General features: G+C 61.5%; 23 protein-coding genes. 11 read left to right on the top strand and 12 right to left on the bottom strand.

The window, feature by feature from the left end:
• Positions 1–406 precede the first annotated feature (406 nt).
• The 3 genes from ACTUWL_RS22655 to ACTUWL_RS22645 all read right to left on the bottom strand — a co-directional run bounded on the left by ACTUWL_RS22655 (position 407) and on the right by ACTUWL_RS22645 (position 1,671).
• Positions 407–658, bottom strand: coding sequence for a PilZ domain-containing protein (locus tag ACTUWL_RS22655; RefSeq protein ID WP_021077094.1), 252 nt, complete (start codon positions 656–658; stop codon positions 407–409).
• Positions 659–771: 113 nt separating this feature from the next.
• Positions 772–1,191 carry a hypothetical protein gene (locus ACTUWL_RS22650; protein ID WP_146160333.1) on the bottom strand — a complete coding sequence of 140 codons (420 nt, stop codon included), beginning with the start codon at positions 1,189–1,191 and terminating at the stop codon, positions 772–774.
• Between the two features lie 54 nt (positions 1,192–1,245).
• Positions 1,246–1,671 carry a hypothetical protein gene (locus tag ACTUWL_RS22645; protein ID WP_146160332.1) on the bottom strand — a complete coding sequence of 142 codons (426 nt, stop codon included), beginning with the start codon at positions 1,669–1,671 and terminating at the stop codon, positions 1,246–1,248.
• A gap of 563 nt (positions 1,672–2,234) precedes the next feature.
• Between ACTUWL_RS22645 and ACTUWL_RS22640 the strand changes: the two genes are divergently transcribed.
• The 4 genes from ACTUWL_RS22640 to ACTUWL_RS22625 all read left to right on the top strand — a co-directional run bounded on the left by ACTUWL_RS22640 (position 2,235) and on the right by ACTUWL_RS22625 (position 6,751).
• On the top strand, positions 2,235–3,431 hold the full coding sequence (locus ACTUWL_RS22640; protein WP_035650163.1) for an ABC-three component system protein: 1,197 nt from the start codon (positions 2,235–2,237) through the stop codon (positions 3,429–3,431).
• Positions 3,424–3,936 (top strand): three component ABC system middle component, encoded by a 513-nt coding sequence (locus ACTUWL_RS22635; RefSeq protein WP_106940082.1) that lies wholly within the window; start codon positions 3,424–3,426, stop codon positions 3,934–3,936. Before ACTUWL_RS22640 ends, ACTUWL_RS22635 begins: the two co-directional genes overlap by 8 nt.
• Positions 3,933–5,876: a DUF3732 domain-containing protein gene (locus tag ACTUWL_RS22630; RefSeq protein ID WP_021077092.1), complete on the top strand. Its 1,944-nt coding sequence runs from the start codon at positions 3,933–3,935 to the stop codon at positions 5,874–5,876. Before ACTUWL_RS22635 ends, ACTUWL_RS22630 begins: the two co-directional genes overlap by 4 nt.
• Before the next feature lie 470 nt (positions 5,877–6,346).
• Complete coding sequence (locus ACTUWL_RS22625) at positions 6,347–6,751, top strand: hypothetical protein (RefSeq protein ID WP_146160331.1); 405 nt, start codon at positions 6,347–6,349, stop codon at positions 6,749–6,751.
• A gap of 116 nt (positions 6,752–6,867) precedes the next feature.
• Here ACTUWL_RS22625 and ACTUWL_RS22620 read toward each other — a convergent pair whose 3' ends face one another.
• Both ACTUWL_RS22620 and ACTUWL_RS22615 read right to left on the bottom strand, forming a co-directional pair.
• Complete coding sequence (locus ACTUWL_RS22620; protein ID WP_021077090.1) at positions 6,868–7,149, bottom strand: BrnA antitoxin family protein; 282 nt, start codon at positions 7,147–7,149, stop codon at positions 6,868–6,870.
• Entirely contained in the window at positions 7,130–7,390 is a 261-nt protein-coding gene (locus ACTUWL_RS22615) for a BrnT family toxin (protein WP_021077089.1), read from the bottom strand. The genes ACTUWL_RS22620 and ACTUWL_RS22615 overlap by 20 nt, the downstream gene beginning before the upstream one ends.
• A 186-nt stretch (positions 7,391–7,576) precedes the next feature.
• On the opposite strand from ACTUWL_RS22615, the gene fabF reads away from it, so the two are divergent.
• Both fabF and ACTUWL_RS22605 read left to right on the top strand, forming a co-directional pair.
• The gene (fabF, locus tag ACTUWL_RS22610; protein ID WP_021077088.1) at positions 7,577–8,839 is read left to right on the top strand and encodes a beta-ketoacyl-ACP synthase II; all 1,263 of its coding nucleotides are present in this window, start codon (positions 7,577–7,579) and stop codon (positions 8,837–8,839) included.
• 468 nt (positions 8,840–9,307) lie between these two features.
• Positions 9,308–11,617 carry a tetratricopeptide repeat protein gene (locus ACTUWL_RS22605; RefSeq protein ID WP_021077087.1) on the top strand — a complete coding sequence of 770 codons (2,310 nt, stop codon included), beginning with the start codon at positions 9,308–9,310 and terminating at the stop codon, positions 11,615–11,617.
• Between the two features lie 16 nt (positions 11,618–11,633).
• Here the strand turns inward: ACTUWL_RS22605 and ACTUWL_RS22600 are convergent, their stop codons facing one another.
• Positions 11,634–12,332, bottom strand: a complete 699-nt coding sequence (locus ACTUWL_RS22600; protein WP_021077086.1) for a TetR/AcrR family transcriptional regulator — start codon at positions 12,330–12,332, stop codon at positions 11,634–11,636.
• Between the two features lie 89 nt (positions 12,333–12,421).
• Here ACTUWL_RS22600 and ACTUWL_RS22595 point away from each other — a divergent pair, with 89 nt between their 5' ends.
• Positions 12,422–13,717, top strand: a complete 1,296-nt coding sequence (locus ACTUWL_RS22595) for an MFS transporter (protein ID WP_021077085.1) — start codon at positions 12,422–12,424, stop codon at positions 13,715–13,717.
• A 539-nt stretch (positions 13,718–14,256) separates the two neighbouring features.
• Here ACTUWL_RS22595 and ACTUWL_RS22590 read toward each other — a convergent pair.
• The 5 genes from ACTUWL_RS22590 to ACTUWL_RS22570 form a co-directional block, all read right to left on the bottom strand.
• Positions 14,257–15,069: a CmcJ/NvfI family oxidoreductase gene (locus ACTUWL_RS22590; RefSeq protein ID WP_021077084.1), complete on the bottom strand. Its 813-nt coding sequence runs from the start codon at positions 15,067–15,069 to the stop codon at positions 14,257–14,259.
• Positions 15,070–15,278: 209 nt separating this feature from the next.
• A complete protein-coding gene (locus ACTUWL_RS22585) occupies positions 15,279–15,593 on the bottom strand; it encodes a hypothetical protein (protein WP_021077083.1) in 315 nt (104 codons plus the stop codon).
• 21 nt (positions 15,594–15,614) lie between these two features.
• Positions 15,615–16,208, bottom strand: coding sequence for a carbonic anhydrase (locus tag ACTUWL_RS22580; protein ID WP_021077082.1), 594 nt, complete (start codon positions 16,206–16,208; stop codon positions 15,615–15,617).
• Positions 16,209–16,736: 528 nt separating this feature from the next.
• Positions 16,737–17,519: a class II aldolase/adducin family protein gene (locus ACTUWL_RS22575; protein ID WP_021077081.1), complete on the bottom strand. Its 783-nt coding sequence runs from the start codon at positions 17,517–17,519 to the stop codon at positions 16,737–16,739.
• A 16-nt stretch (positions 17,520–17,535) separates the two neighbouring features.
• Positions 17,536–18,528: an NAD(P)-dependent oxidoreductase gene (locus tag ACTUWL_RS22570; protein ID WP_021077080.1), complete on the bottom strand. Its 993-nt coding sequence runs from the start codon at positions 18,526–18,528 to the stop codon at positions 17,536–17,538.
• Between the two features lie 494 nt (positions 18,529–19,022).
• On the opposite strand from ACTUWL_RS22570, the gene ACTUWL_RS22565 reads away from it, so the two are divergent.
• A complete protein-coding gene (locus ACTUWL_RS22565; RefSeq protein ID WP_021077079.1) occupies positions 19,023–19,328 on the top strand; it encodes a hypothetical protein in 306 nt (101 codons plus the stop codon).
• Between the two features lie 60 nt (positions 19,329–19,388).
• Here the strand turns inward: ACTUWL_RS22565 and ACTUWL_RS22560 are convergent, their stop codons facing one another.
• A complete protein-coding gene (locus tag ACTUWL_RS22560) occupies positions 19,389–20,012 on the bottom strand; it encodes a helix-turn-helix domain-containing protein (protein ID WP_021077078.1) in 624 nt (207 codons plus the stop codon).
• A gap of 439 nt (positions 20,013–20,451) precedes the next feature.
• Here ACTUWL_RS22560 and ACTUWL_RS22555 point away from each other — a divergent pair, with 439 nt between their 5' ends.
• The 3 genes from ACTUWL_RS22555 to ACTUWL_RS22545 are packed head-to-tail and all read left to right on the top strand — an operon-like array spanning position 20,452 to position 23,354.
• A complete protein-coding gene (locus ACTUWL_RS22555) occupies positions 20,452–21,720 on the top strand; it encodes an ABC transporter substrate-binding protein (protein ID WP_291738451.1) in 1,269 nt (422 codons plus the stop codon).
• A 1-nt stretch (position 21,721) separates the two neighbouring features.
• The gene (locus tag ACTUWL_RS22550) at positions 21,722–22,537 is read left to right on the top strand and encodes an ABC transporter ATP-binding protein (protein WP_021077076.1); all 816 of its coding nucleotides are present in this window, start codon (positions 21,722–21,724) and stop codon (positions 22,535–22,537) included.
• Positions 22,530–23,354 carry an ABC transporter permease gene (locus ACTUWL_RS22545; RefSeq protein ID WP_021077075.1) on the top strand — a complete coding sequence of 275 codons (825 nt, stop codon included), beginning with the start codon at positions 22,530–22,532 and terminating at the stop codon, positions 23,352–23,354. Before ACTUWL_RS22550 ends, ACTUWL_RS22545 begins: the two co-directional genes overlap by 8 nt.
• Positions 23,355–23,386 lie beyond the last annotated feature (32 nt).

The raw sequence follows: 23,386 nt of genomic DNA, 5'->3' as shown, positions 1-23,386 counted from the left end.
TGCAGCAAAACGAAATGAAGCAAAACGAAGAGGTCGCTGGCGCTGACAGCGACCTCTTGGACCCGATCTCAAATGAACATCTTGGAAATACAATCGCCGCCGAAGGTCCGTCATCATTAGAGAATGAATCGGCGCTCCGGTGAAGAGCAAACACGCCCGGTCCCCAGCGGAACAATTGCAACGTTGCGAGGGCGACACACTTCCCTCAGGGCTGAGCGAGCAATCCCTCGAACAGCCGGCTACGACGCCGGCGCGGCACGGCCACGACAGGCACGGGCCTGCTGCCGCGGCGGGATCATTTCCCATACCTTCCCGGTGCAGTCAGCGCGCGTCGATTGCAAAATCCCGCGCATGCGCACGACATACGGCCGTGGGCGTCGCGTTCAGCGTGGCGCAAGCACGCGTTTCACTCAGTGTGGAACTTGACGCCGATCCATCCGCCTTTGCGCCAAATCACATGGCACAACCAGGTCTTGCTCGGCGGAATGATGAGGGTGAACTGATCGGGCAGTTCGAAATTCTGGTCTGCCCACACAGCGGCGCCATCCTCCGTGATGTCCCGCACGGTACAGCACAGCGACAGGTCGTCAAACCTGATGAGGGCATCATCCAAAGACGGATTGCGCGCAGACTTTCGTCTGTCGGGAAGGACAACCATTCCGTGGCCAATCAATAAATGATGCAAATCTGATCGATGCTCCGTCAGAAAGATTGCGTTTCCACTAACGAAGGCTTGATGCGACCCCGCGCTCCAAAGCCCAACAAACCAATTCAGGCCCTGCGCCGATTGGATCGATCCTTCCCCCGCCGGCGTCGCGGCCTGTCGCGGCGTCTTTGGGGAGGATCAAGCGATCTTGCGACCTCTGCCACTGGCTTCGCTGCGGGTACGCTGGATGGCAGATCGACGATTGTTCGAGGCGGTGGCTCTATCCGATTGGCAACCGCCGCCTCGAGCGCGGCGAGGAATTGCCGTCCCTCATCGGTGATTTCCCAGCCTTTGTCATCGCGGAGAATGTATCTGGCCGTGAAGATATTTAGATCGGGGGCATGCTGAGCCAAGCGCTTCATGCGATCGGTCCAGTCTTTGCCGCTGTTCATGAGGATTTCGACGGCGTGCCGGATTTCGGCAACGGAGGCACGCCCGGCGGACTGGCCGGCCAGCACTTTCAAGACGGTCAGTTGGAAGGACACTTCCACGTCTCCGGTCTGGCAGAAATAGTCTCGGCGAGGCCGGTTAACAGCCGGTCAAATTTCGACCTTGCCGCCCGACAATCTGCGCAATGGATCAAGTGCTCCGACCGCGATCAATGACGCCGCGGAGTCGACCTGAACCGGAATGGATGATGCGACGGCCGGAGTTCCCGAATTGACCTGATCGCGCAGCATCGAGCTTAACGCGCGAGTTCGTTTGCTTTGACGCGGGCGCCGATCAAACATCAGCGTACCGGATATTGCCCTCGATCCGGGTCCACCATGGCGAAGTCGTCGCGCCACGATATTCGGTGTGGCGACTTCGCTCTGGGCGAGCACCAACAGTCGCGTCGTCTTCGCCTCGACAGCCGATCCACCAGCGCCACCGGCATCCGCGGCGCGGGCGCCGAAGGCCGCGCGCGGCAGGCGAACGCATGATGCCGCCGATGCCAGGCAGAACGCCAAGGCTTGAGCGGTCATATCGGAACGACCGGGGCAAAGCTGGCGAGCCCGCGTTGCCGCGTTAAGACCCCTTGCGGCGGCGCGTGCCGCGCGCCGGCGGTGCGCGGCAATAGGCGTTGCCGCATGCACGGCGGCGCAAAGGGATCTGGCGCGCCAAGGGCAAACCGGAACGCGCGCAAGCACGGCCTGTTTACCAGGGAGGCGATCGAAGAGCGGTGGGAGGTACGGGCGTTGTTGGGGGAGGCAAGGAAGGTGCTGGAGGGGATGAAGTGATCGCTCTTGCAAAGAGCCGTCTGGCGCGCCGTTCAGAATAAAACCTGCAGGCCGCTATACAATTGATATTGCTATAGAAAATTGTTTACATTGCGAGCATTTGGCTTTGACGGAACGAGTCCTTTCTCTCCGTCCGCGGATGAGAGCATGCAGACGCTTGTTTTGACTCAATCCCTTTGTGGCGACGCCCGGAGACGTTGTGGCTCTTCTGCATAACTTTTCTTTACTTGGGCTCTTGGCTTGACGTATGTCGGCGGCCGTGCACGCATTCGTTGTATGGAAGGGGCTAGGTGAGAGCCGGGGCAGGCGTGACTACGAAGAAGCAGACTTTTACAGCGGCGAGTTCGGCTGCGGGCTACTATTATCAGGCTCGGCTTGCTCTATTTGAGAGCCTTCGCCTTGCATACGGTGAATTCAGCATTGATGTTGCGATAGAACGCTTCGACGACGTCTCGTTCGAGAAAGACGGAGAGCCCATCGAGCTGCTGCAAACGAAACATCACATAAGCAAGGTGGGAGATCTGACAGATACGAGCGTCGATCTTTGGAAGACTCTTAGGATTTGGTGCGAAGCGACGAGAGAGAATCCGGCGCTCCCTGGCCGGAGTCGGTTCGTTCTCATAACTACTGGCCATGCACCACCCCACTCCGCAGCCTCCTTCTTGCGCCCCGACGCCCACCGCGACATCACTCAGGCTGAAAAGCTACTCGTGTCCGCAGCCGAGTCGTCCGAAAACAAAACATTGAAGGATGCTTTCGCCGCCTTTCAAAAGCTGACGCCACAGATGCGTAATTCACTCCTCAACGCAGTGGAGGTGTTAGATCAAAGCCCTGTAATCACCGAGCTTGAAACGGCCATAGAAGAGCGTCTGAAGTTGATCGCTCCGCGGGGCAAGGCCTCTGTCGCGCGCCAAATGCTTGAAGGGTGGTGGTGGCCCCGCATATGCGTCGCGCTTCAGGAGGGAGGCGTGATCTCAATTCTTGAGCTCGAGGGAAAGCTCGATGACATCCGCGACGCCATGAGGCGTGACGCTCTCCCGACAGATATGGAGCATGTCGACCCCCCGCAGTCCGAACTCGACGCACTAAATGAAATGACATTTGTCCGGCAGCTGCGAAGCGTCGGGGTTGGAAACACAAGGGTCCAGTACGCGAAGCGGGATTATTACCGCGCCTTCACGCAGCGGTCTCTGTGGACTCGGCAAAATCTCCTGTTTGATGGAGAGGTGGCAAGATTCGAAAAAACGCTTACAGAAGAATGGCAGCCTCGATTTGAGACTATGTGTGATGGTCTCAGCGATGCAGCCGATGATGCGACAGCTCGGCAGGCAGGTCAGCAACTGTATCATTGGGTAGAGGCCGAGGCCCGGTTTCCCTTTAGAACGGTAACTGCAAGATTTCTCAATGTAGGTTCCTACCATATCTTAGCCAATGATCTCAGGATCGGTTGGCATCGCAACTATGCATCTCTCTTTTCCTCAATAGAGGAGCCGGAAGATGCATAAGACCCAATGGGATTTGCGGTGGTCAGACAGGCCTTCTGAGGAAGCGCGCAATTTGAACCCGGCTTTCTGCGGCGAGCTAATTTTTCGAACCGTCGCTGAATTTTTTAGATTGAGAAAGCAACCGTTTAGCTTCGCGCTCTCGTTCGTTGTGCTTCCCCTCGTATTGCATCCGGCGACACGAGGCCAGCTTCCCGGCAATTCATCGACCGCATTCGCCGGATGGACCGCGGATCACAATCCGATTCTCGCTGAATTTCCGGACAGGGCTCAGCGACTAGTGCCGGTAACTCGTGAGGCGCTGCTCTTTCTCATTCAACACAAGGTACTTGCATTCAACGGAGGGGGGCTAAGGCCAGGTACCAAGTCCATTGGTCGTTCGGCGCGGCCATTGCTGGTCACGGATGATGTGAGTGAAGCCCGCAGTGCAGCCGCCCTGCTTGGAAGGTGGTTTGCAAACCAGGGGAGCGCTTCATCTATTATGCAGGGATTGGGAGTATCGCCATGAGTCTTCAATTGCGTTCAATTTCTATCTATTCGCATGAAGGTGAACGGCGCGACGTCGAATTCAAACTAAGTAGCCTGAACATCGTTACCGGCGCTTCAAAGACGGGTAAGTCTTCTCTTCTGGATATTGTCGATTATTGTTGGGGGCGCGCAGAGTGCACTGTCGCCGAAGGGGAAATACGCAAGAGCGTGTCTTGGTTTGCTCTCCATCTTGATCACGACGGAGAAGGAATCCTTCTTGCACGCCGCAATCCTGGTCCGGCAGGACGCGCAAGCGACGACACCTTTTTTGCTCGTGGTGTTGAGATCCTCCCCGCCACCTCGGCCGAATTCCAGAAGAACATTACGGCGGAGGGTTTGAAGACCCAGCTATCCACAATCCTCGGAATATCCGAGAATCTGCATGTCCCGGAGCAGGGCTCAACCAGGCTTCCATTGGAAGCGTCATCCCGGCACGCGATTTTGTTCTCCTTGCAAGGCCAAGACGAGATCGCAAACAGGCGCTTGCTATTTCATAGGCAGGGCGAGCAATTCATGCCCGCGGCGATCAGAGACAGCCTGCCGTATTTCCTTGGCGCGATTGACGAAAATCACTTCCTGACGCTGATGCGCTACAATGAGGTCCGAGCGAGATTAAGAAAGCTTGAACGGGAATATGCAGACGCAAGCGCGGTGACGCGTGAAGTGTCGACAAGTGCACAGGCTCTTCTGCAAGAGGCTCGACGCGTCCGACTAATACCACCAGATGCAACTGCTTCCAACGCGGAAAGTGCGATGGAGCTGTTGCGACAGGCTTCTGCACCTCGTCCTATCGATATAACCTCAATAGAGGAGCCTGAAGCCGATCTTAGCGAACTTGAAGATCGGCGTCGCAGACTTCGAGGCGAGCTCCAGGAGATGCGCGAGGAAATCGCAGATGTAGAACGACTTGGCCGCGAAGCTTCCGAGTTTGCCACGGAGGCAAAAGAACAGGAGGCCAGACTCGCTTCTATTAGTCTTATTAGAGCGGTTGACGGGCACACTGACATTTGCCCGCTGTGTGACAGCCACCTCGCCATCCCTGTTCCATCAGTTACAGAGCTAAGGGAATCCCTGGTTGGAATAGAGCAGCAGCTTACATCTGTTCACCGCGATTCTCCTCGGCTTCAGGCTCGCCTCGCTTCGCTTGAAGCCCAACGCGCCAGCATTGAAGAGCAACTTCGCGCGGTTCAACGAGACTTGGCTGCCCGTATTCAAGATAACGAGCGGCTACGGATTCAACAGGAGTCCTTTACAGAACAGGCCCGCGTCTCCGGTCGTATTGCGTACTATCTGGAGAACGTTAAAGCGACGGCCACCGACAGCCACCTTCCGCAAGCGATAGAGCGCCTTCGCGCCGAGATTGCTGAACTGGAGCAAGCATTGGAGGATGACACCTCCCAAAGCCGGCTCGACACGGCCCTGAGTCTTGTGAACCGGGACCTCACGACATACGCTCGACAGCTTGGCTTGGAACACGGCAACAATCCATTGAGGCTGGATATGAAGTCCCTCACGGTAGTTGCCGATACGGTCGACGGACCGCTTTCGCTTAGCCAAATGGGCAGCGGCGAAAACTGGGTCGGGTATCACGTTGCAGCGCACCTCAGTCTTCACAGATTGTTCTTCCTCCGAAGGCGTCCAGTGCCTGCATTCCTTATGTTGGACCAACCTTCGCAAGCGCACTATCCACCCGAGCGTGACGAAAATGGGCGCGTCGACGGACTGGCAGATGAAGATCAGGCTGCTGTGCATGAGCTGTTTGAGCTCTTGTGGAATTACTCAATGAGCGGCCAAGGTCCTCGCACCCAAATAATTGTAACTGATCATGTTGAGCTGCTTGAGCCATGGTTCCACGATTGCATCGTCCAGCGCTGGCGAGACGGGATCAAGTTTGTGCCCCAGACTTGGTTGCGGCCCTAATCGTGCTCGCTCTGTCGTCCGAGCGTGCTACGAATTCAACGCCGCGAAGCGGATGGCAAGTTCCATGCGAGAGCTTGAATCCAGCGTAAAGATTCAGCCGCCTAGCAAGAAGCCCGCATGAGCGAAGCGACACGCGGGATGGACCATCCCCCGGATATCACCGCACTCATCCGGGCTACGCTTGTTCATTCACTCAGTGACGAACTTGACGCCAACCCATCCGCCTTTGCGCCAAATCACACTGCACAAGCAAGTAGCCCGCATGAGCGCAGCGACATGCGGGAACGGGACCATTTCCCGGATGTCGCTACGCTCATCCTGGCTACGCTTGCTGCGGCTGGTCGAGCGATGACGGCGCGGAGGATGCGGGACAAGTATGATGCAAGTAGTGGTATCAGGCATCAATTGAGTGCATTGTCAGCGTCATCCAGCTTACTTACATTTTTTTCAGGGGGCGAGCGATGCGATGGGTGGTCGGTACCGTGCTTCTACTATTCGCTGCAAACCAGGCGCATGCCCTCGAAGGCACGCTGCAGGAATCGATCAGTTGCCCCGCCAGAAACTGCACGACGGTTTGCTACGCGGCGAGCGGCACGCCCAAGACCACCGTCACCTTGTACTCGAGACTGGACGTTTACCAGCAGTCGGCGTCATCGCCGAACAAGACCTGGCTGCAAAGTGACGGCAAGCCGCACGTCATCATGTTGGGGGATACCGACACCTGCGCCTTCGACGGAGATGCGCTGCCGATTTCCCCGCCACCGATCCCGCCGGTCAACCTGGACCCACCGCCCCCGCCTCCCGGTGGCAGCACCATTTGCATCTGTATTCCGGGCCATCCGTGCCAGCCTATCGGCTGTTCGCCCGGGCATTGATCGGGCAATTGTAGTGACAGCAATTGCGGTGCACTAAATCACCAAATTAAGTGCACTGCCCACCGAAACTTCCCTGTCGCCGAAACTCACCAAATTGCGGGAAGGCTCAGGGATGCCTAGCCAGCCTTTCGCTTGACGATCTTCACCAAGGCCTCGTCGATCTGGCTCTGCCACCCTTTGCCCTTTGCCTTGAAATGCTCGAGGACAACAGGGCTGAGCCGCAGCGTGACCTGCTTTTTGGTCGGCGCCTTGTTGGGTCCGCGGCCCTTCCTGAGCTTGGGCAGGAGTTCGTCAAAGGGAACGGCCTTCGCGAAGTCAGCCTTGGTCCATTCCGGATTGTCGCTCACAGCGCGCATGTCCGCCTTCGTGTAGGCTTTCTTAGCGACGGTTTTCTTCATAGAGGTCCCCTTCTGACTTGCTGGCGGCCCGCATGCTGATGATGCTGACGGCTTCCGCGCCGTAGACCGCGAAGACCACCGAAATCACGCCGCGCATGTTGACACCGATCGCTTGATATCGATTGAGCCTGGCCTTGCGAACCAGAGCCGTGTCGAAGAACCGCTCGTTGAGATCACCGAAATCCATCCCGTGCTTGTCGAGATTGGCGAGCCGCTTCGGTTCGTCCCAAATGATCTTCATGATTTATTTTGTAGTTACAAAATACTCTTAAGTCAAGCACCGCGGAGGCGCCGGAACGCAACACGCGCGCGACGTGGCATCGCGGCTTGACGTCCAGTTGGTCAAGGTAATAGATGATGATAATCATATATAAAAACCCAGCAGTTCGAGTTCCGGCCACACCGGTAAAAGCCCAACAGGAGCACCATGCGTCGAATTGTCGTAACGGGCCTCGGGACGGTGTCCCCGCTGGGCTGTGGCACCGAACTGGTCTGGTCGCGGCTGCTGGCGGGGCGGTCCGGGCTTCGGGCATTGCCGGAATGGGCAGCGAGCCTGCCGGCGCGCGTCGCAGGCCGGGTGCCTGACAAGGCCTCCGATGCCGAGGGCGGGTTCGATCCTGATCTGGCGGCGCCGCGCAAGGACCAGAAGAAGATGGACCGGTTCATCCTGTTCGCGCTGCTGGCGGCGGCGGAGGCCACAGCTCAAGCCGGCTGGATGCCGGCCGAGGCGCGGGCGCAGCAGCGGACCGCGACCGTGATCGCAACCGGGATCGGCGGGTTTCCCGCGATCGCGGATGCGGTGCGCACGGTGGCGACAAGCGGCGCGCGCCGGCTGTCGCCGTTCACCGTGCCCGCCTTCCTGGCCAATCTCGCGGCCGGGCACATCAGCATCCGCTATGGCTACAAAGGCGCGATCGGTGCGCCGGTGACCGCATGCGCGGCGAGCGTTCAGGCGATCGGCGATGCCGCGCGGCTGATCAGGTCCGATGAGGCCGACGTTGCGATCTGCGGCGGGGCGGAGGCCTGCATCGATCCGGTGAGCCTCGGCGGCTTTGCCGCGGCGCGGGCGCTTTCGACGTCCTTCAATGATGAGCCCGCCCGAGCGTCGCGGCCGTTCGACCGCGACCGCGACGGTTTCGTGATGGGCGAAGGCGCAGGCGTGCTCGTGATCGAGGAGCTCGAGCACGCGCTTCAGCGCGGCGCGACGCCGGTCGCCGAGATCCTCGGCTACGGCACGACGGCGGACGCCTATCACATCACCGCAGGCCCCGAAGACGGCGACGGCGCCCGCCGCGCCATGGAGATGGCGCTGGCGCAGGCCGGCCTGCGCGCGAGCGAGATCCAGCATCTCAACGCGCATTCGACATCGACGCCGGTCGGCGATCTCGGCGAACTCGAGGCGATCAAGCGCGTGTTCGGACGCGACGGCGGGATCGCCGTCAGCGCGACCAAATCGGCGACCGGGCATCTGCTGGGAGCTGCCGGCGGCGTCGAGGCGGTCTTCACGATCCTGGCGCTGCGCGACCAAGTCGCGCCGCCGACGCTCAACCTGGAGAACGCCGATCCGGCCGCCGGGGGTATCGACCTCGTTGCGAACGTCGCGCGGCCGATGGCCATCGAGCACGCGATCTCGAACGGTTTCGGATTCGGCGGCGTCAACGCCAGCCTCGTGTTTCGACGCTGGGCCTGAAACGGCCGGTTGGAGGTTCACCTCTCCGTTGGGAGAGGTCGGCGCACTCGGATCGGCGCTTTGCGCCGTCCGAGCACAGGCTCCGCGCCGGGTGAGGGATTCCGGTCCCTCGTTGGCGCTGCGGCCCCTCACCCGATTTGCTTCGCAAATCGACCTCTCCCAAATGGGGAGAGGTGAAACAAGCAGGCCGCACGGGCGCAGCGACAGGCGGCGACGAACGATTCCGCGGATGTCACCGCGCTCATCGGGGCTATCCGTGCTGCAGCGTTCTCACCAACGCCCTGCCCTCGTGATCGGATGTTGCGCAATCGAGGGCGATCTGCCAGTTTTCAACCTTTGATGGACGGGCGATGGCGCCGCATCGGTCATGTCTGCTGGCGTGACGGCCAAGGCCCGATGCTATTTGACCCGCTCGTTGCAACGGCCTTTTGAAACCCGGATCGGACACGGAGCGCGCGAAGGCGTCGGATGGCGGAAACAGGTGAGCCTCAGAAATCCAGTCCGGCCGCCGTTCAGCCCGCCTTTGCGCAGGCGATCGCGCTGCATCAGCGGGGGCAGCTGGCGGCGGCGGAGAAGATCTATGAAGACATTCTCCGCCGGCAGCCCGGCAATTTCGATGCGCTGCATCTGCTCGGCCTGATTTCCGCGCAGACCGGCCGCAGCGAGCGCGGCGTCGACCTGATCCGGCGCGCGATCAGGCTGAACGGCAACGTCGCGGATGCGCACAACAATCTGGGCAACGCGCTGCGCGATCTGCGCCGCTTCGACGAGGCGCTCGCGAGCTTCGAGCGGGCGACCGCGCTGAGGCACGACCTTGCGCCGGCGCTCTTCAATCGCGGATTGACGCTCGCAGACCTCGGCCGCCACGAGGAGGCGCTCGCCAGCTACGATCGCGTGATCGCGCTGGTGCCGGGCCATGCCGATGCCCATCGAAACAGGGGCGCCGCGCTGAGAAAGCTCGGGCGGCTCGACGAGGCGCTGGCGTGCCTCGACCGGGCGATCGCGCTCAGGCCCAACGATGCCGGTGCGCACAACGATCGCGGCAACGTGCTCAACGACCTCGAAAGGTTCGATGAGGCGCTGGCGAGCTACGACCGAGCGCCGGGCATTGCCGGCGCCTGCTACAACCGCGGCAACGTGCTGACCAGGCTGGACCGTCTCGAAGAAGCAGTCGCGAGTTTCGACCAGGCGATCGCGCTGCGGCCCGACTATGGCGAGGCCTACAACAACCGCGGCATGGCGCTGCTCAGGCTCAGGCAGCCCGATGCGGCGCTCGCCAGCATCGACAAGGCGATCCAGTACAAGGGCGACGATGCAGCGGCCCACGCCAACCGCGGCAAGGTGCTATCCATGCTGGAGTGCTACCACGAGGCTCTCGCTGCCTACGACAGGGCGATCGCGCTCAAGCCGGACCAGGCCGACATCGAAGGCTATCGCCTGCACGCCAAATCTCAAATCTGCGACTGGGCCAACTTCGACGCCGATTGCGCCCAGCTGATCGAGACGATCAGGAACCGGAACGCGACGACGGCGCCATTCCTGTTTTGCAGCGTTCCGTCATCGGCCGCCGACCAGCTGCTGTGCGCCACGCGATGGACCGCGAAGAACCATCCGCCGTCCGAAAACCAGCGCTGGCGCGGCGAGCGCTACCATCACGACCGGATTCGCATCGGCTATTTCTCGTCGGATTTCTGCAGCCACGCGACAGCGCATTTGATGGCCGGGATGCTCGAGTGTCACGATCGATCGACATTCGAGACGGCGGCGATCTCATGGTCGCCGAACAACGACCCGAAGATGCGGCGACGGCTGGAGGCATCGTTCGATCGGTTTGTCGAGGTCGGGGACATGAACGACGATGCGGTCGCCGACCTGATCCGACGATTGGAAATCGACATCCTGGTCGATTTGAAGGGCTTTACCGGGGGATCCCGCACCCGGGTCCTCGGCCGCCGGCCTGCCCCCATCCAGGTCAATTATCTGGGTTACCCGGGAACGCTCGGTGCCCCGTTCATCGACTACATCATCGCCGATCGGACCGTAATCCCGCACCACCATCGCGAATTCTACAGCGAGAAGGTGGTGGCTCTGCCCGACAGCTATCAGGCCAATGACGACAAGCGCGTCATCACCGATCGCGTGTTTGCGCGCAGCGAGGTGGGGCTGGCTCCGACGGGCTTCGTGTTCTGCTGCTTCAACAACAACTACAAGATCACGCCCGGCATGTTCGACCGGTGGATGAGGATCCTCGGCCGCGTCGAGGGCAGCATGCTGTGGCTGCTCGAAGCCCACGCCGAGTCTGGCGCAAATCTGCGCAAGGAGGCGGTCGCGCGCGGCATCGCTGCGGAGCGCCTGGTGTTCGCACAGCGGGCGTCGCTGCCCGACCATCTCGCGCGCCATCGCCTCGCCGACCTGTTCCTCGACAACATTCCCGTCAACGCCCACACCACCGCCAGCGATGCGCTGTGGGCTGGCCTGCCGGTGCTGACCATTCTCGGCGACACGTTTGTCGGCCGGGTCGCGGCGAGCCTGCTCCATGCGGTCGGCCTGCCCGAGCTGATTGCGGAATCGCCGGAGGCTTACGAGCAGATGGCGGTCGATCTTGCCACCGATCCATCGAGGCTCGCGGCGCTCAAAGCGAGACTGGCAGCCAATCGGCCGACGGCGCCGCTGTTCGACACCAAGCGCTTCACCCGTCATATCGAGGCCGCCTACACCGCGATGTATCGGCGCCACCAAGCGGGCCTTGCGCCCGATCATATCGACGTCCCGGCGTGATCGGCGCGGCGTCCCCTCACCCCTTCGTCACGCTCGCATCGATCAACAGCTTCGCGACCGCGAGCGCCGACTGCGCCGGCCCCTCTTCCGACTGCTGGCCGGTGCTGTAGATGCCCTCGATCAGCAGCAACAGCGCATCGCCGAGCACCGCGGGCTGACGCGCACCCATGCCGGCCGCGAGCTCGCGCAGGCGCTTGCGGAACACCTTCTTGTGCGCTTCGGCGACCTGCCGGGCCGGATTGTCGCGCGACGGATATTCCACGGTGGCGTTGCTGAGGCCGCAGCCGCGATAGCCCTCGCGCACCGCGCGGGTCGACAGCACGCGGATATAGGCGAGCACGTGCTCCCGTGGGTCGCTGTACGACTTGCCGCCGGGGTTCTCGAACTTCTCCCAGAAATCGAGGTCGTAGTCGCGCATATAGGCGGCGGCGAGATCGTCCTTGGAGGCGAAGCTGCGATAGAGGCTCGGCTTGGTGACGCCGGCGCGCTCGACCACCTCGTCGACGCCGACCGCGCGGATGCCCTCGCGATAGAATAGCTCGCTCGCGGAGGCGCGGATCCGGTCGGCGGCCCTGACGCCTTTTCCGTCCCGATGGGATCGGAGCGGGGCTCCGGACTCCTGTTTTGACGCGTTTTCTCGACGCGAACCGGCAGCCGCTTCGCCCGGAAACGCCTTGGCCGGGCGCTCGGCTGACGCATCGACGGATTTCTTCATGACGGGTCTCCGGATCTGCCCGGCCCTCTTGACAATGTTACTGACCGGTACGTATACACGCCGCATCACAATACGTACCGGTAAGTAACATGCCCTCAACAGCGCTTCAAGCCGCCCCCGTGTCGCGGCGGCCGTTCGGCCAGAACTACGCGTTCGTCGTCGTCGCCGTGATCTTCCTCGCGCTGCTCGCCTCCGCCGGCCTGCGCGCGACGCCGGGCGTCCTGATGCTGCCGCTGCAATCAGCGTTCGGCTGGGACGTCGGCGTGATCTCCTCGTCGGCTGCGGTCGGCATCTTCCTCTACGGCCTCGCCGGCCCGTTCGCCGCCGCCGTGATGCAGCGCTTCGGCATCCGCCGCACGGTGCTCGGCGCACTCGCGCTGATGTCGGTCTCGACCGGCATGAGCTATTTCATGACCGCGCCGTGGCAATTGTTCATGAGCTGGGGGCTGTTGTCCGGCATCGGCTCGGGCGCGGTCGCCAACGTGCTCGGCGCCACCGTCGTCAATCGCTGGTTCACCACCAATCGCGGCCTCGTCATGGGGCTTCTGACCGCGTCGACCGCGACCGGCACGCTGATCTTCATGCCGGGCCTCGCGGCGCTGGTGGCGTGGGGCGGCTGGAAGCCGGTGGTGCTGACGGTCGCCGCATGCTGCGCGGCGCTGATCCCGCTGGTGTATTTTCTGGTGCCGGAGCGGCCCGCCGCGGTCGGCCTGCGCTCATACGGCAGCACGCATGACGATCAGCCCGCGCCGCCCGCTGCGGGCAATCCGTTCACCGCCGCGATCAGCAACCTGGTGCGCGCCGCCAGGACGCGGGCGTTCTGGTTCCTGTTCGCGACCTTCTTCATCTGCGGCTTCACCACCAATGGCCTCGTCGGCACCCATCTGATCGCGTTCTGCGGCGACCATGGGATCGTCGAGGTGCAGGCCGCAGGCCTGCTCGCGCTGATGGGGTTCTTCGACCTGTTCGGCACCACGCTGTCGGGCTGGCTCACCGACCGGTTCGATCCGCGCAAACTGCTGTTCCTGTATTACGGGCTGCGCGGCCTGTCGCTGATCTACCTGCCCTACTCGGATTTCTCGCTTGCGAGCCTGTCGGTATTCGCGGTGTTCTACGGCCTCGACTGGATCGCGACCGTGCCGCCGACCGTGCGCATCGCCAACGAGGCGTTCGGCGACAAGAACGCGCCGCTGGTGTTCGGCTGGGTGGTGGCAGGCCATCAGTTGGGCGCCGCCTGCGCCGCGTTCTTCGCCGGCTTCATGCGCTCGGCGCAGGGCGATTACCTGCAGGCCTTCATGATCGCGGGCGCAACCGGCATCATCGCGGCCGTGCTGTCGCTCATGATCACACGGCGGCCGGCGCAACCGATGCTGGCCGCGGCGTGAAACCGCGTACCTCGTGGATCGACCAGTTCGGCGGCACGCCACTGAGTAGTAGCCATATTGATAGTTGTAGTGATCGAACCCGATGGTTCCATCCGGATTGGTCCTCAGCACCAGAGAGACCGAGGTCGGCAGCTATTCGACGGTCGGCGTTTCGACGGCCGATTGCACAAGATTGGCGTAGGTCTGCTGGGCCTGCCATGTCTCGGCCAACCGGACGGGCCGCCTGGGCGTCGGCTTCGCCCAAGCCGTAATCCTGGCTGTAGTGGAGGCCCGTGCCGTTCCAGTTGGCCGCGCTGTGGCTCATCCAATAACTGTAGGGGTCCGTCGTGGTCGCCGTCGGGTCGTTCACCTTGTCCGCGGAGTAGGCCAGGGTTTCCTGGACATCGCGCCGGAGATCGCCGCAGCGACGGCGCCGCCGATGATGGTACGGTGCCGGCGGGAGACCACTCGCCTTCTCGAACGTATTTCGGCGATGGACGCGAGCCTACGTTTGAAGGTAACGCCGGCTTCCTGCGCCGCCGAGATCGCTTCTCGAACTGCTATCCAAAAAAGACCAGGGCGCGAACCTCTATGCTCTCACGCGGCGGCGCGCCGGGTGCGAGCGGATTTTCGAACGAGGTGTGGAACGATAGCCGCGCACGACCGTCATTGGCGCTGTCATGAATCCGGATCAATAGCGCCTCGTCAGTCTGCATCTCGGAAAAATAGTACCAGCGATGGTTCGGTTTGTATTCCACTCGAGACGTTTCGCCACGAACATGAGCGTAAACGAGATCGCTGGGAATCAGATCATCGTCCGTGAATGATCGCGCGTCGCACAGCGCCAGCGGTGAATCCAATACCGGACCGCGCAGCGGACGCCATACGTTGACGATCCCAAATCGATGCTTCAGCAATTCGTCCGCCTCAGCTCCGAGGTGATCGCGGACCCTCCGCGGCGCAGAGTTGACGGTGTGATCGTTGTGGACCTGCCGGGATGGCGGTGCGAGACCGGGAACGCTCGCATTGCGTACGTTGTGATCGAAGATGTATACGCGGCTGGCGCCGACGGCGTCGCGCAGCAATTGCTCAACTTCCGGGTAATAGACGCGCTTGATTTCTTCCGAGTCGTAAAAATTGGCAACGGCGGTAGGCGCGTTGACCAGCGAGAAACCATTACGATCGAGCGAGAATTCCGACTCACGCCCCCGCACGTCCTCGATCGTCACCTCACGCTCATCGTCGATACCATTCCATTGCGGTACGCCAGGGGGTGGCTCGATACGGTAAAAGGTCGGCTTCTCGTCGCCGCGCTTGAGGTAGTGCAGTTTCGCGGTGAGATTGCGAGGAAAGATGGGTCCGTCGAGCGCCATGATCGCTACTCCACGTTGGCTCGCGGGAGATACCGCGACAGCTTTCTGGTTGCGATACTATCGCCACGGCGCACGAACGTCAGCGTCGCCATTCACCAAAGATCTCTCGTCCGCGCATGTGAAGCACCAAAACTCGACACGCAGAGGGCAATTGCTTCTCTTTGCAGCCGGAGCGCGCTTGACGTCCCGCGAAGCAAGTCTCGCCGCGCTCAATCAAGACAGGCAACAAAGACGTCGGCCGCCTCGCCGGCAAACTCTGTCGCCCACTCCCGAAAGATCACAATCTCCGGATCCGTCGCAACCCGCAAACGGCTTTCGGCATTCTCCGCATGACGTCGCCGTGAGCAAAAGCTGCCAAGCGCCACGGCGAACCAGTTTGCCCGCGTCATTGCTTCCGCGTCCTCACGGCTCCCCGCCTCGAATGCCAGCCTTCGCGCCCCCTCCGTCTCGATCACGAACACGCCGAGGTCCGGCGCAAGATGGCGCGGCAGGCCGCCTACAGAAAGGCGTTGGGTAACGGGCATTGCAGCAGATACTCGCTGCGCCTAAACGGCAGGCCGACCGGCTGCCGTCGCCTCGACCACCTCGTTGAGGCGGCCGGTCTTCACGTCGTAAATGAAGCCGTAGATCGGAATTTGCTTCGGCACCAGGGGATGGCTTCTGATCCGCTGCACATCCTCGAGCACACTCTTGGCATTGTCCTCAAACGTATGCCAGTGGACGAACTTGCCCGCGACCGAACCGCCTTCGTGTTTTGGATTCGACCATGTCTTGCCATCGAACTGCGCGGTGCCCAGATCGTCCGCCAGGAGGTCGCTGATGACCTCGTTGGTGAACAATTGCATCCCGCAATCGCTATGATGGACGACGAACCATTCATTCGTTCCGAGCAGCTTGTGAGAGATCACGAGCGAGCGGATCGCGTCATCGGACGCGCGTCCTCCCGCATTACGGATCACGTGAGCATCGCCCTCGGCAAGTCCAGCATACTTTGCCGGGTCAAGCCGCGCGTCCATGCAGGTCAGGATCGCAAAGCGTCGCGCAGGCGGCAATGCCAGCTTTTCCTTGTCACCGAATTCGGCAGCGTATTTGCCGTTGGCCGAAATGACTTCCTGTAACGTGGCGCTGGGCGTCGACATGGCGTGACATCCTTCGGTTATGAAAGCACGGTCAACTGTCAGATGGAATCAGCGCGAGGCTCGCACGTCAAGGAAATGGAATTTCGAAGTTCGTGCGAGCACGATGAAGTCATGTCGCGAATGGAAGCGCTTTCAGTCAGAACCATACCGGTCATCGCGCAGCTCATGCCTGCTGATGCGCAAGCCACCGGCCAACAAGGCCCGGTCGATTGCCGGACCGTGGGGTGAAACCCATGCGTCAATCGCTCAACGTGACGCCAAGCCTCACTGCAGCCGCAACTGTCGACGCGACATTTCGGTTCAAGCTTCGCGCGATCTTCTCGACGGGCATATTCGCCTTTGCCAAGCCTCTAAGCTTGTATTTTTCGGCTGCCGTCCAGGGGCGATCACTGCCCGGCCGGGATTGATCTCCGGCGGCTATTTCCGGTCGCGATCCCAATGCTGCCCCCTCGCCTTGACGACCAGAATCTCCATGCCGGCCGGTGCCGCGGCGAACTCGCCGCAGCCTCCCGGCGTGAACCGTACGCCCTAGTTGAAGAGATCCGGCTCGGCCTCGGTGATCCAGTCCCATAGCGGCTGGAAGCTGAAATAGCCTCCCTTATGCGTGCCGACCTGACTGGCAGTCAGCTTCGCCACGTCATGCGGAATCGGCTTTGGCGTGCCGGCCGCTTCGGCGAGCAATTGCGCGCGAGCGGCGTTATCCATCGCGATGTACCACCAAGCGGTCGCCTCGATCGTGGGGCCGACCGTCAACAGACCGTGGTTCTGCAGGATCACGGCCTTGTTCGATCCGAGCGCCTCCGCGATCTTCCGGCCTTCTTCCGCCTCAAGCACGACACCGGAGAACGGATCGAACAGCGCGTGATCTTGATAGAACGCGCAGGAGTCCTGGGTAAGCGGATCGAGCAACCGGCCGAGCGCCGACCATGCCTTGCCGTAAGTCGAGTGCGTATGGGCCGCCGCGATGACCTCCGGATGCGCAGCGTGGATCGCCGAATGAATCACGAAACCCGCCTGGTTGATCGGCTTGTCGCCAATCAGAATGTTACCGTCATGATCCACCAGTTGCAGGTCGGAGACCTTGATCTGACCAAAATGCTTCGACAGCGGATTGATCCAGAAGCGATCCGGAAACTCCGGGTCACGCACGGTGACGTGCCCGGCCAGGCCCTGGTCGAACCCATAGCGGGAAAACAGCCGGAAGGTTGCCGCGAGACGCTGCTTGCGATGCAGCCTCTCCTCCTCGAACGAAGCTGCCGGCACGCGCTCGACCAGGGAGTATTTCTTCGGCTTCTCGACGATCTGGTTCATTCTCGGGGCTCCTTGCTTAGTATCCCAGCTTCTTGTCAAAAACATCGGCCAACGGCGCGCCATGCGCGTAGGCGTCGAGGTTGACCAGCGTCTTGTCGGTCAGCCGCTTGATATCGTCTGCTCCGGTCCAGGACACGTGCGGGGTCAGGACGACCTTCGGGTGAAGGTAGATCGGATCCCCCTCCGGCGGCGGCTCCGGATCCGTGACATCGAGCGTGGCGCCCGCCAGTTGCCCGTTGTCGAGCGCACGCAGCAAGGCTTGCTGATCGATGATCCGGCCCCGCGCCACGTTGATCACGTGCAACGATTCCTTCGCATGCGTCAGGACCTCGGCGTTGATCAAATGCACTGTCTGCGGCGTTGCCGGCAGTGCGATCACGAGATGGTCGGAGGCCGCCACCAGCGCTTCGATGCTGTCGACCGGGAGGATACCCGGAACGGCATATTGCCACGATGAGCGTCGCAACACCTTGATCTGAACACCGAACGGCTTCAACCGCTCGGCGACGGCATGGCCGATCGCGCCAAATCCCGCGATTCCAACCGTTTTTCCGGCAAGCGAACCGAGCGGCGTGATCTTCCACTCCGCTCGACTGCGTGGACGCACGTCTTGGAGCCGTTTGGCAAAGCCCAGGATCGCTGCCAGGACATATTCAGAAATAGCATCGGCCGAGATGCCGCGCCCAACCGTAACCACCGGACCATCGAGCAGCCATTCCGGAAAGAAGTCGACGCCCGTCGACGCGGTCTGGATCCAGCGCAGGCCGTATGGCCACCCCCTCGGCTTCTCCCCCGGCGCCTTGCTCCAGCCTGCGGCCGGACGGGTCAGCAACACGTCGGCTTCCGGCGCGATGTCCCAGGCCGGACGCTCGGCGGGATGGTCAATGATCAGCGGGCGGGACCAGTGGTCGATCAGCGACGCGCGAACTTCGGCTCCAAGCTGGTTGATGATGATCGGCGAACGCACGCCGGTGGAGGCGCGACCGCTGTCGATACGAGGCGTGTTCATGGCGTGCACTCATGATTGCAAACTCGTGACATGCTAGGCGCCGGCGGCAAGATAGTCTTTTCAAAGATGCCTAAGGCTCTGCAACAACCGGGTAACGCGTCGAGACGATGCAAATGAAATCGCCTCTCTGAGTTTCATCCGCGATCGCACGCAACGTGGATGGCGTCTGCACTGAACCACGCCGGGACGAGAAAGAGCATCACATGCCGTGATCTGCAGCCTCGCGGCGAATCGACCGCGTTCTCGACAGAATCAGACTATCGGCGTGGATGACTTCAACCGCGTCGCGGCATCCGGCTCAGTCCAAGCACCTCCAATTTGCCGGATGGAAATCTGTTATATTGGAAGTCTCGCCGCAGCATCTCGCTCCGCTTCCATTTTCTCAGACGAAAGCGAATGAGATGAAACTTTCCCTATTCTCCAGTATCGCACCGCACTCTATCTACGACAGTGACGAAATTGAGCACGCCCTGCTCTACCCCTGGAGAACGACGATGAACACCGCGATGCAGATGATGCCCATGCCAATGATGATGGGCGGCATGATGAACCCCTCTATGGCCGGCGGCATGATGCCGATGATGAACATGCCCATGATGGGCATGCCGATGATGGCCTGTCAGATGAAGTGCACCATGACCCCCACCGGCATGACCTGCGAGATGATGCCGATGGATCCGGCAATGAAGGACATGTTCATGAAGTGCTGCGAGAGCATGATGAACATGATGCAGATGGGCATGCCCATGATGATGGGCTGCGGCGGCATGATGATGATGTGCATGCCGATGAAGGCCTAGGACCTCGACCGGCTCGCGCTGCCTTCCCAGGGGGCCGGCACTGCCGGCCCTCTTTTCGTTTCAGGTCGCGTCGTCGGCATAGGTCATGACGAGGTAGAGCACTGCCTCGCTGGCTACCAGATTCTTATATACATGCGGAACATCGGCCTCGAAGACGATCGCGTCGCCTTCCGTCAATGTCTGCGGCTTGTCGGAGCCGGCAGCGATCTCCACGACGCCCTTCGCCACGAACAGGTTTTCACGGGTGCCGGGCGCATGCGCTTCGGCGTTCTCGCGATGCAGCGGACCTATTCTGAGCTCGTAGAATTCGACCTGATGGCTGCCATCGAACGGAAACAGCGCGCGAGACGTGAACTGCCCTTGGCTCGATGAGAGCAGCTTGGCGTCACTTTGGCGGAGCACGACCGGGCCTCGCGCGACATCCGCCTGCAACAGATTGGCGAACGGAACGTGCAGTGCGTTCGCGACCTTCCACAGCAGCGCGATGGTCGGAACGCTCTTTCCGGTCTCGATCTGTCCAAGCATCGCACGGCTGACGCCGGACTGCTTCGCCAACCGTTCCAGCGAGTGGCCGCGGCTCGTTCGCAGCCGTCGCAGATTGCGTCCGAGGACCGCAGGCAGATCCTGCTCCGCGTCGGGTGACGGGTTGGCGTCTAATGAAGAAGCGACGTTACCGTCGCTCATAAAGCATCCCAGTGCGCAGCGGATGTCGCCGGTACCGCCATCGGCACCCACACCCAGGCGGGCCAGAGCCAGAAAAGCTGCATCGCGCCAAAGGAAGGACCGAAGGTGGCGTTTTGCCACTGTCCGGCGGATGTCGCCGGCTGCTGCCTCCGCCGCATTGATCGATAGGCGTCCAGATCAATGATCCGCGCTGAATTCAAGGCTTCTGTCACCTGCTGTGCCCGCGTTCGATTGCCGTCCTCGATATCCTAGTTGGACCCCGGCTCCCGACAAGCTGTTGTCGAACAAAACAACACGCGCTCTGTAAAGTTCGATCAGGTAGCAAAGACTTCTCGCGTCCGCGCTTCCAATAGCAACCGGCTCCTTTCGCTCGAAACGCGCTGCAACCGGCACACTGGCAATTGAGCCGGCGAACGCCGATGGGGCAGGAGACCTTTGATTGCGACGTTCCGACCACGCCGCCCGCGACTTGGACACCGTCATCAAAGGGCGCCACCCCACACAAAGAACCGATTTCTCCATTGCAGACGAATTGGAGAACAACAATCTCGCCCGTTGGCATTTCAACGAAGAAATCCTGGAGGTACCGCAATTGGTCCAATCCATTGGACCAATTGCAGCATTTCCTGAAGTGTGGCCAAAAGGGCCTGCAAAAGCGCGACGTGCCGCTTGGACCAACTGGAACTCAGAAGACCACAGAATGAATACATCGATGCTTCTACGTGCTGCCGCCCTCGCGTTGATCGCGCTCGCAAGCGGCGCCAATGGCGTCCGCGCGGAAACCGATCAACTTCGCATCGCGCAGCAATTCGGGATTGCCTATCTTCCGCTCATTGTCGCCAGCGAAAAGGGACTGATCGAGCAGGAAGCGAAAGCACTCGGCATCGCGCCGCCGAAGATCGAATGGCTTCGGCTGTCCGGTGCAGCGGCGATGAACGAGGCACTTATTTCCGGCGGGCTTGATTTCGCGACGGCGGGTATCACGCCGATGATCCTGACCTGGGACAAGACGCGCACAACCGCCAAGATCATCGGCGTGGCCGCCCTGGGCTCAATGGCCAACATCCTGACCACCAACAATCCGAGCATCAAGACGATTGCGGACTTCACCGAGAAAGACCGGATTGCGCTCCCGTCGGTCAAGGTCGGCTTCCAGCCGATCGTTCTCCAGATGGCCGCCGACAAGGCTTTCGGCAAATACGACAAGCTCGACGAACTCACCGTCAGCATGCCGCATCCGGACGCCACGGCCCAAATCCTGTCGGGACGTTCCGAGATCACAGCACACTTCACCTCACCGCCGTTTTCGCAGCAGCAGCTGGCAAGCGGCAAGGTGCATCAGGTCCTCAACAGCTACGATGTTCTCGGCGGTCCGCACACCTTCAACGTGGTTTACTCCACCACGAAGTTCGTCAACGACAATCCGAAGACGATTCAGGCTTTCGTTCGCGGTCTCGATCGCGCCAATGAATGGATCAAGGCCAATCCGAAAGACGCGGCCGCGCTCTATATCAAGGCCGAAGGCTCTAAGCTCGCTCCCGACTTCGTCGAAAGCATCATCCGCGACAAGGACGTCAACTTCACAACCGCTCCGGAAGGCGCGCAGAAGTTCGCAGATTTCGAGGCCAAGGTCGGCTTGATCAAGCAGGCGCCGGCGTCGTGGCGGGACTTGTTCTGGTCCGGGCTCGGAGACAAGCCGGGAAGCTGACATGAACCTCGCTCCCCGACCGGTCGACCTTGTCGGCGATGCCGCGTCTCCGTCCTTGCTCACGCTTGACCGCGTCAGCATCAGCTATCCGACGCGCGACGGCATCCTGACTGCAGTCGAAGATGTCAGCTTCGCTCTTTCGGCAGGCGAGCGGCTTGTTCTGCTGGGTCCGTCCGGCTGCGGCAAGTCCACGCTGCTCCGAGCAGTCGGCGGCTTTCTCAAGCCGAGCTCTGGAGAGATTCGGATGGATGGGCGGCCGATCGGAGCGCCGGGCCCCGAGCGGATGACGGTGTTTCAGGAATTTGACCAGCTGCTGCCGTGGCGCACCGTGCTGGGCAACGTCCGCTATGCCCTGGAGCGCGGCAAGTCGCTGCCGCGCCGCGAGGCCGAGACCGTTGCTCGGGGCTGGCTCGAACGGGTTGGGTTAAGCAAATTCGTCGATACTTTTCCGCACACTCTGTCTGGCGGCATGAAGCAGCGCGTCGCAATCGCGCGCGCCTTCGCACTGGAGCCGGCGCTGCTGCTGATGGATGAACCTTTCGCCGCGCTGGATGCCCTGACGCGGCGTCAGATGCAGGACGAGTTGCTCAAGCTATGCGAAGAGACCGGCAGTACGGCATTGTTTGTGACGCACGGCATCGACGAGGCGATCCGGGTCGGGACCCGCATCCTCGCCCTCACACCCCACCCTGGTCGGCTGGCCGCGACATTTGATGTCCCGCCGGAAAGCCGTATCCGCGGCACGGCGGGATTCACCGGGCTGGAACAGCGGATTCAGCAAGCCGTCTTTGCCGATCCGGAAATCGATCATGGCTGAGGTCACGGCCCCGAAGCTTCCTCACGCACCGGCACTGCGCCGCGCGATCGAGCAAACGCCCTGGCGGCGCTTTGTGATCCTTGCCGCCCTTGCGCTCGCCTGGGAACTCTACGCGCGCTGGCTTGACAACGCACTGCTGCTCCCGACCCTGGGGGCGACGCTGTCGGCACTCTGGTCGGCGATCCTGTCGGGCGAGTTGCCAAATCGGACGCTCACCTCGCTGCGCGTTCTGGTCACAGGCTATGCACTGGGCGTCGGCGTCGCCGCGGTGTTTACGGCACTGGCGACGTTGTCGCGCTGGGGCAATGAGGCCCTTGGCCTGCTGACCTCGATGTTCAATCCGCTTCCGGCGATCGCGCTGCTTCCAATTGCGCTGCTGTGGTTCGGCGTTGGCACGCCGAGCCTCGTTTTCGTGATTGTCCACTCGGTCCTGTGGCCGGTTGCGCTGGCCTGCCATGCCGGCTTTCGCGCCATCCCACCAACGCTGCTGATGGCCGGCCGTAACCTCGGCTTGTCGGGCGGCCGTTTCGTTGCCGAGATTTTGGTACCGGCGGCATTTCCCCAGATATTGTCAGGCTTGCGGATCGGCTGGGCGTTCGCGTGGCGTACGCTGATTGCAGCCGAGCTGGTCTTCGGCGTCAGCGCGCGCTCCGGCGGAATTGGCTGGTTCATCTACACCAGCCGCGCCCAATTGGAGACCGCAAGCGTCTTTGCCGGACTGCTCACCGTGATCCTGATCGGCCTCCTCGTGGAGAGCGTTGTGTTCCGGAGCCTGACACGGATCACCGTGCAGCGCTGGGGACAGGAGCGAACCTAAAGCAAGACCCTCATCGCACTCCAGGCCGCATG

This window comes from Bradyrhizobium sp. WCU1, from assembly GCF_053474805.1.
This window is presented reverse-complemented; position numbering and strand designations above follow the sequence as displayed.

Excerpts from the sequence above, each read along its gene's own strand:
- ACTUWL_RS22655 (WP_021077094.1), bottom strand. The coding sequence starts at position 658 with ATGGTTGTCCTTCCCGACAGACGAAAGTCTGCGCGCAATCCGTCTTTG.
- ACTUWL_RS22645 (WP_146160332.1), bottom strand. The coding sequence starts at position 1,671 with ATGACCGCTCAAGCCTTGGCGTTCTGCCTGGCATCGGCGGCATCATGC.
- ACTUWL_RS22635 (WP_106940082.1), top strand. The coding sequence starts at position 3,424 with ATGCATAAGACCCAATGGGATTTGCGGTGGTCAGACAGGCCTTCTGAG.
- ACTUWL_RS22630 (WP_021077092.1), top strand. The coding sequence starts at position 3,933 with ATGAGTCTTCAATTGCGTTCAATTTCTATCTATTCGCATGAAGGTGAA.
- ACTUWL_RS22620 (WP_021077090.1), bottom strand. The coding sequence starts at position 7,149 with ATGAAGAAAACCGTCGCTAAGAAAGCCTACACGAAGGCGGACATGCGC.
- ACTUWL_RS22615 (WP_021077089.1), bottom strand. The coding sequence starts at position 7,390 with ATGAAGATCATTTGGGACGAACCGAAGCGGCTCGCCAATCTCGACAAG.
- fabF (WP_021077088.1), top strand. The coding sequence starts at position 7,577 with ATGCGTCGAATTGTCGTAACGGGCCTCGGGACGGTGTCCCCGCTGGGC.
- ACTUWL_RS22605 (WP_021077087.1), top strand. The coding sequence starts at position 9,308 with ATGGCGGAAACAGGTGAGCCTCAGAAATCCAGTCCGGCCGCCGTTCAG.
- ACTUWL_RS22600 (WP_021077086.1), bottom strand. The coding sequence starts at position 12,332 with ATGAAGAAATCCGTCGATGCGTCAGCCGAGCGCCCGGCCAAGGCGTTT.
- ACTUWL_RS22595 (WP_021077085.1), top strand. The coding sequence starts at position 12,422 with ATGCCCTCAACAGCGCTTCAAGCCGCCCCCGTGTCGCGGCGGCCGTTC.
- ACTUWL_RS22590 (WP_021077084.1), bottom strand. The coding sequence starts at position 15,069 with ATGGCGCTCGACGGACCCATCTTTCCTCGCAATCTCACCGCGAAACTG.
- ACTUWL_RS22585 (WP_021077083.1), bottom strand. The coding sequence starts at position 15,593 with ATGCCCGTTACCCAACGCCTTTCTGTAGGCGGCCTGCCGCGCCATCTT.
- ACTUWL_RS22580 (WP_021077082.1), bottom strand. The coding sequence starts at position 16,208 with ATGTCGACGCCCAGCGCCACGTTACAGGAAGTCATTTCGGCCAACGGC.
- ACTUWL_RS22575 (WP_021077081.1), bottom strand. The coding sequence starts at position 17,519 with ATGAACCAGATCGTCGAGAAGCCGAAGAAATACTCCCTGGTCGAGCGC.
- ACTUWL_RS22570 (WP_021077080.1), bottom strand. The coding sequence starts at position 18,528 with ATGAACACGCCTCGTATCGACAGCGGTCGCGCCTCCACCGGCGTGCGT.
- ACTUWL_RS22565 (WP_021077079.1), top strand. The coding sequence starts at position 19,023 with ATGAACACCGCGATGCAGATGATGCCCATGCCAATGATGATGGGCGGC.
- ACTUWL_RS22560 (WP_021077078.1), bottom strand. The coding sequence starts at position 20,012 with ATGAGCGACGGTAACGTCGCTTCTTCATTAGACGCCAACCCGTCACCC.
- ACTUWL_RS22550 (WP_021077076.1), top strand. The coding sequence starts at position 21,722 with ATGAACCTCGCTCCCCGACCGGTCGACCTTGTCGGCGATGCCGCGTCT.
- ACTUWL_RS22545 (WP_021077075.1), top strand. The coding sequence starts at position 22,530 with ATGGCTGAGGTCACGGCCCCGAAGCTTCCTCACGCACCGGCACTGCGC.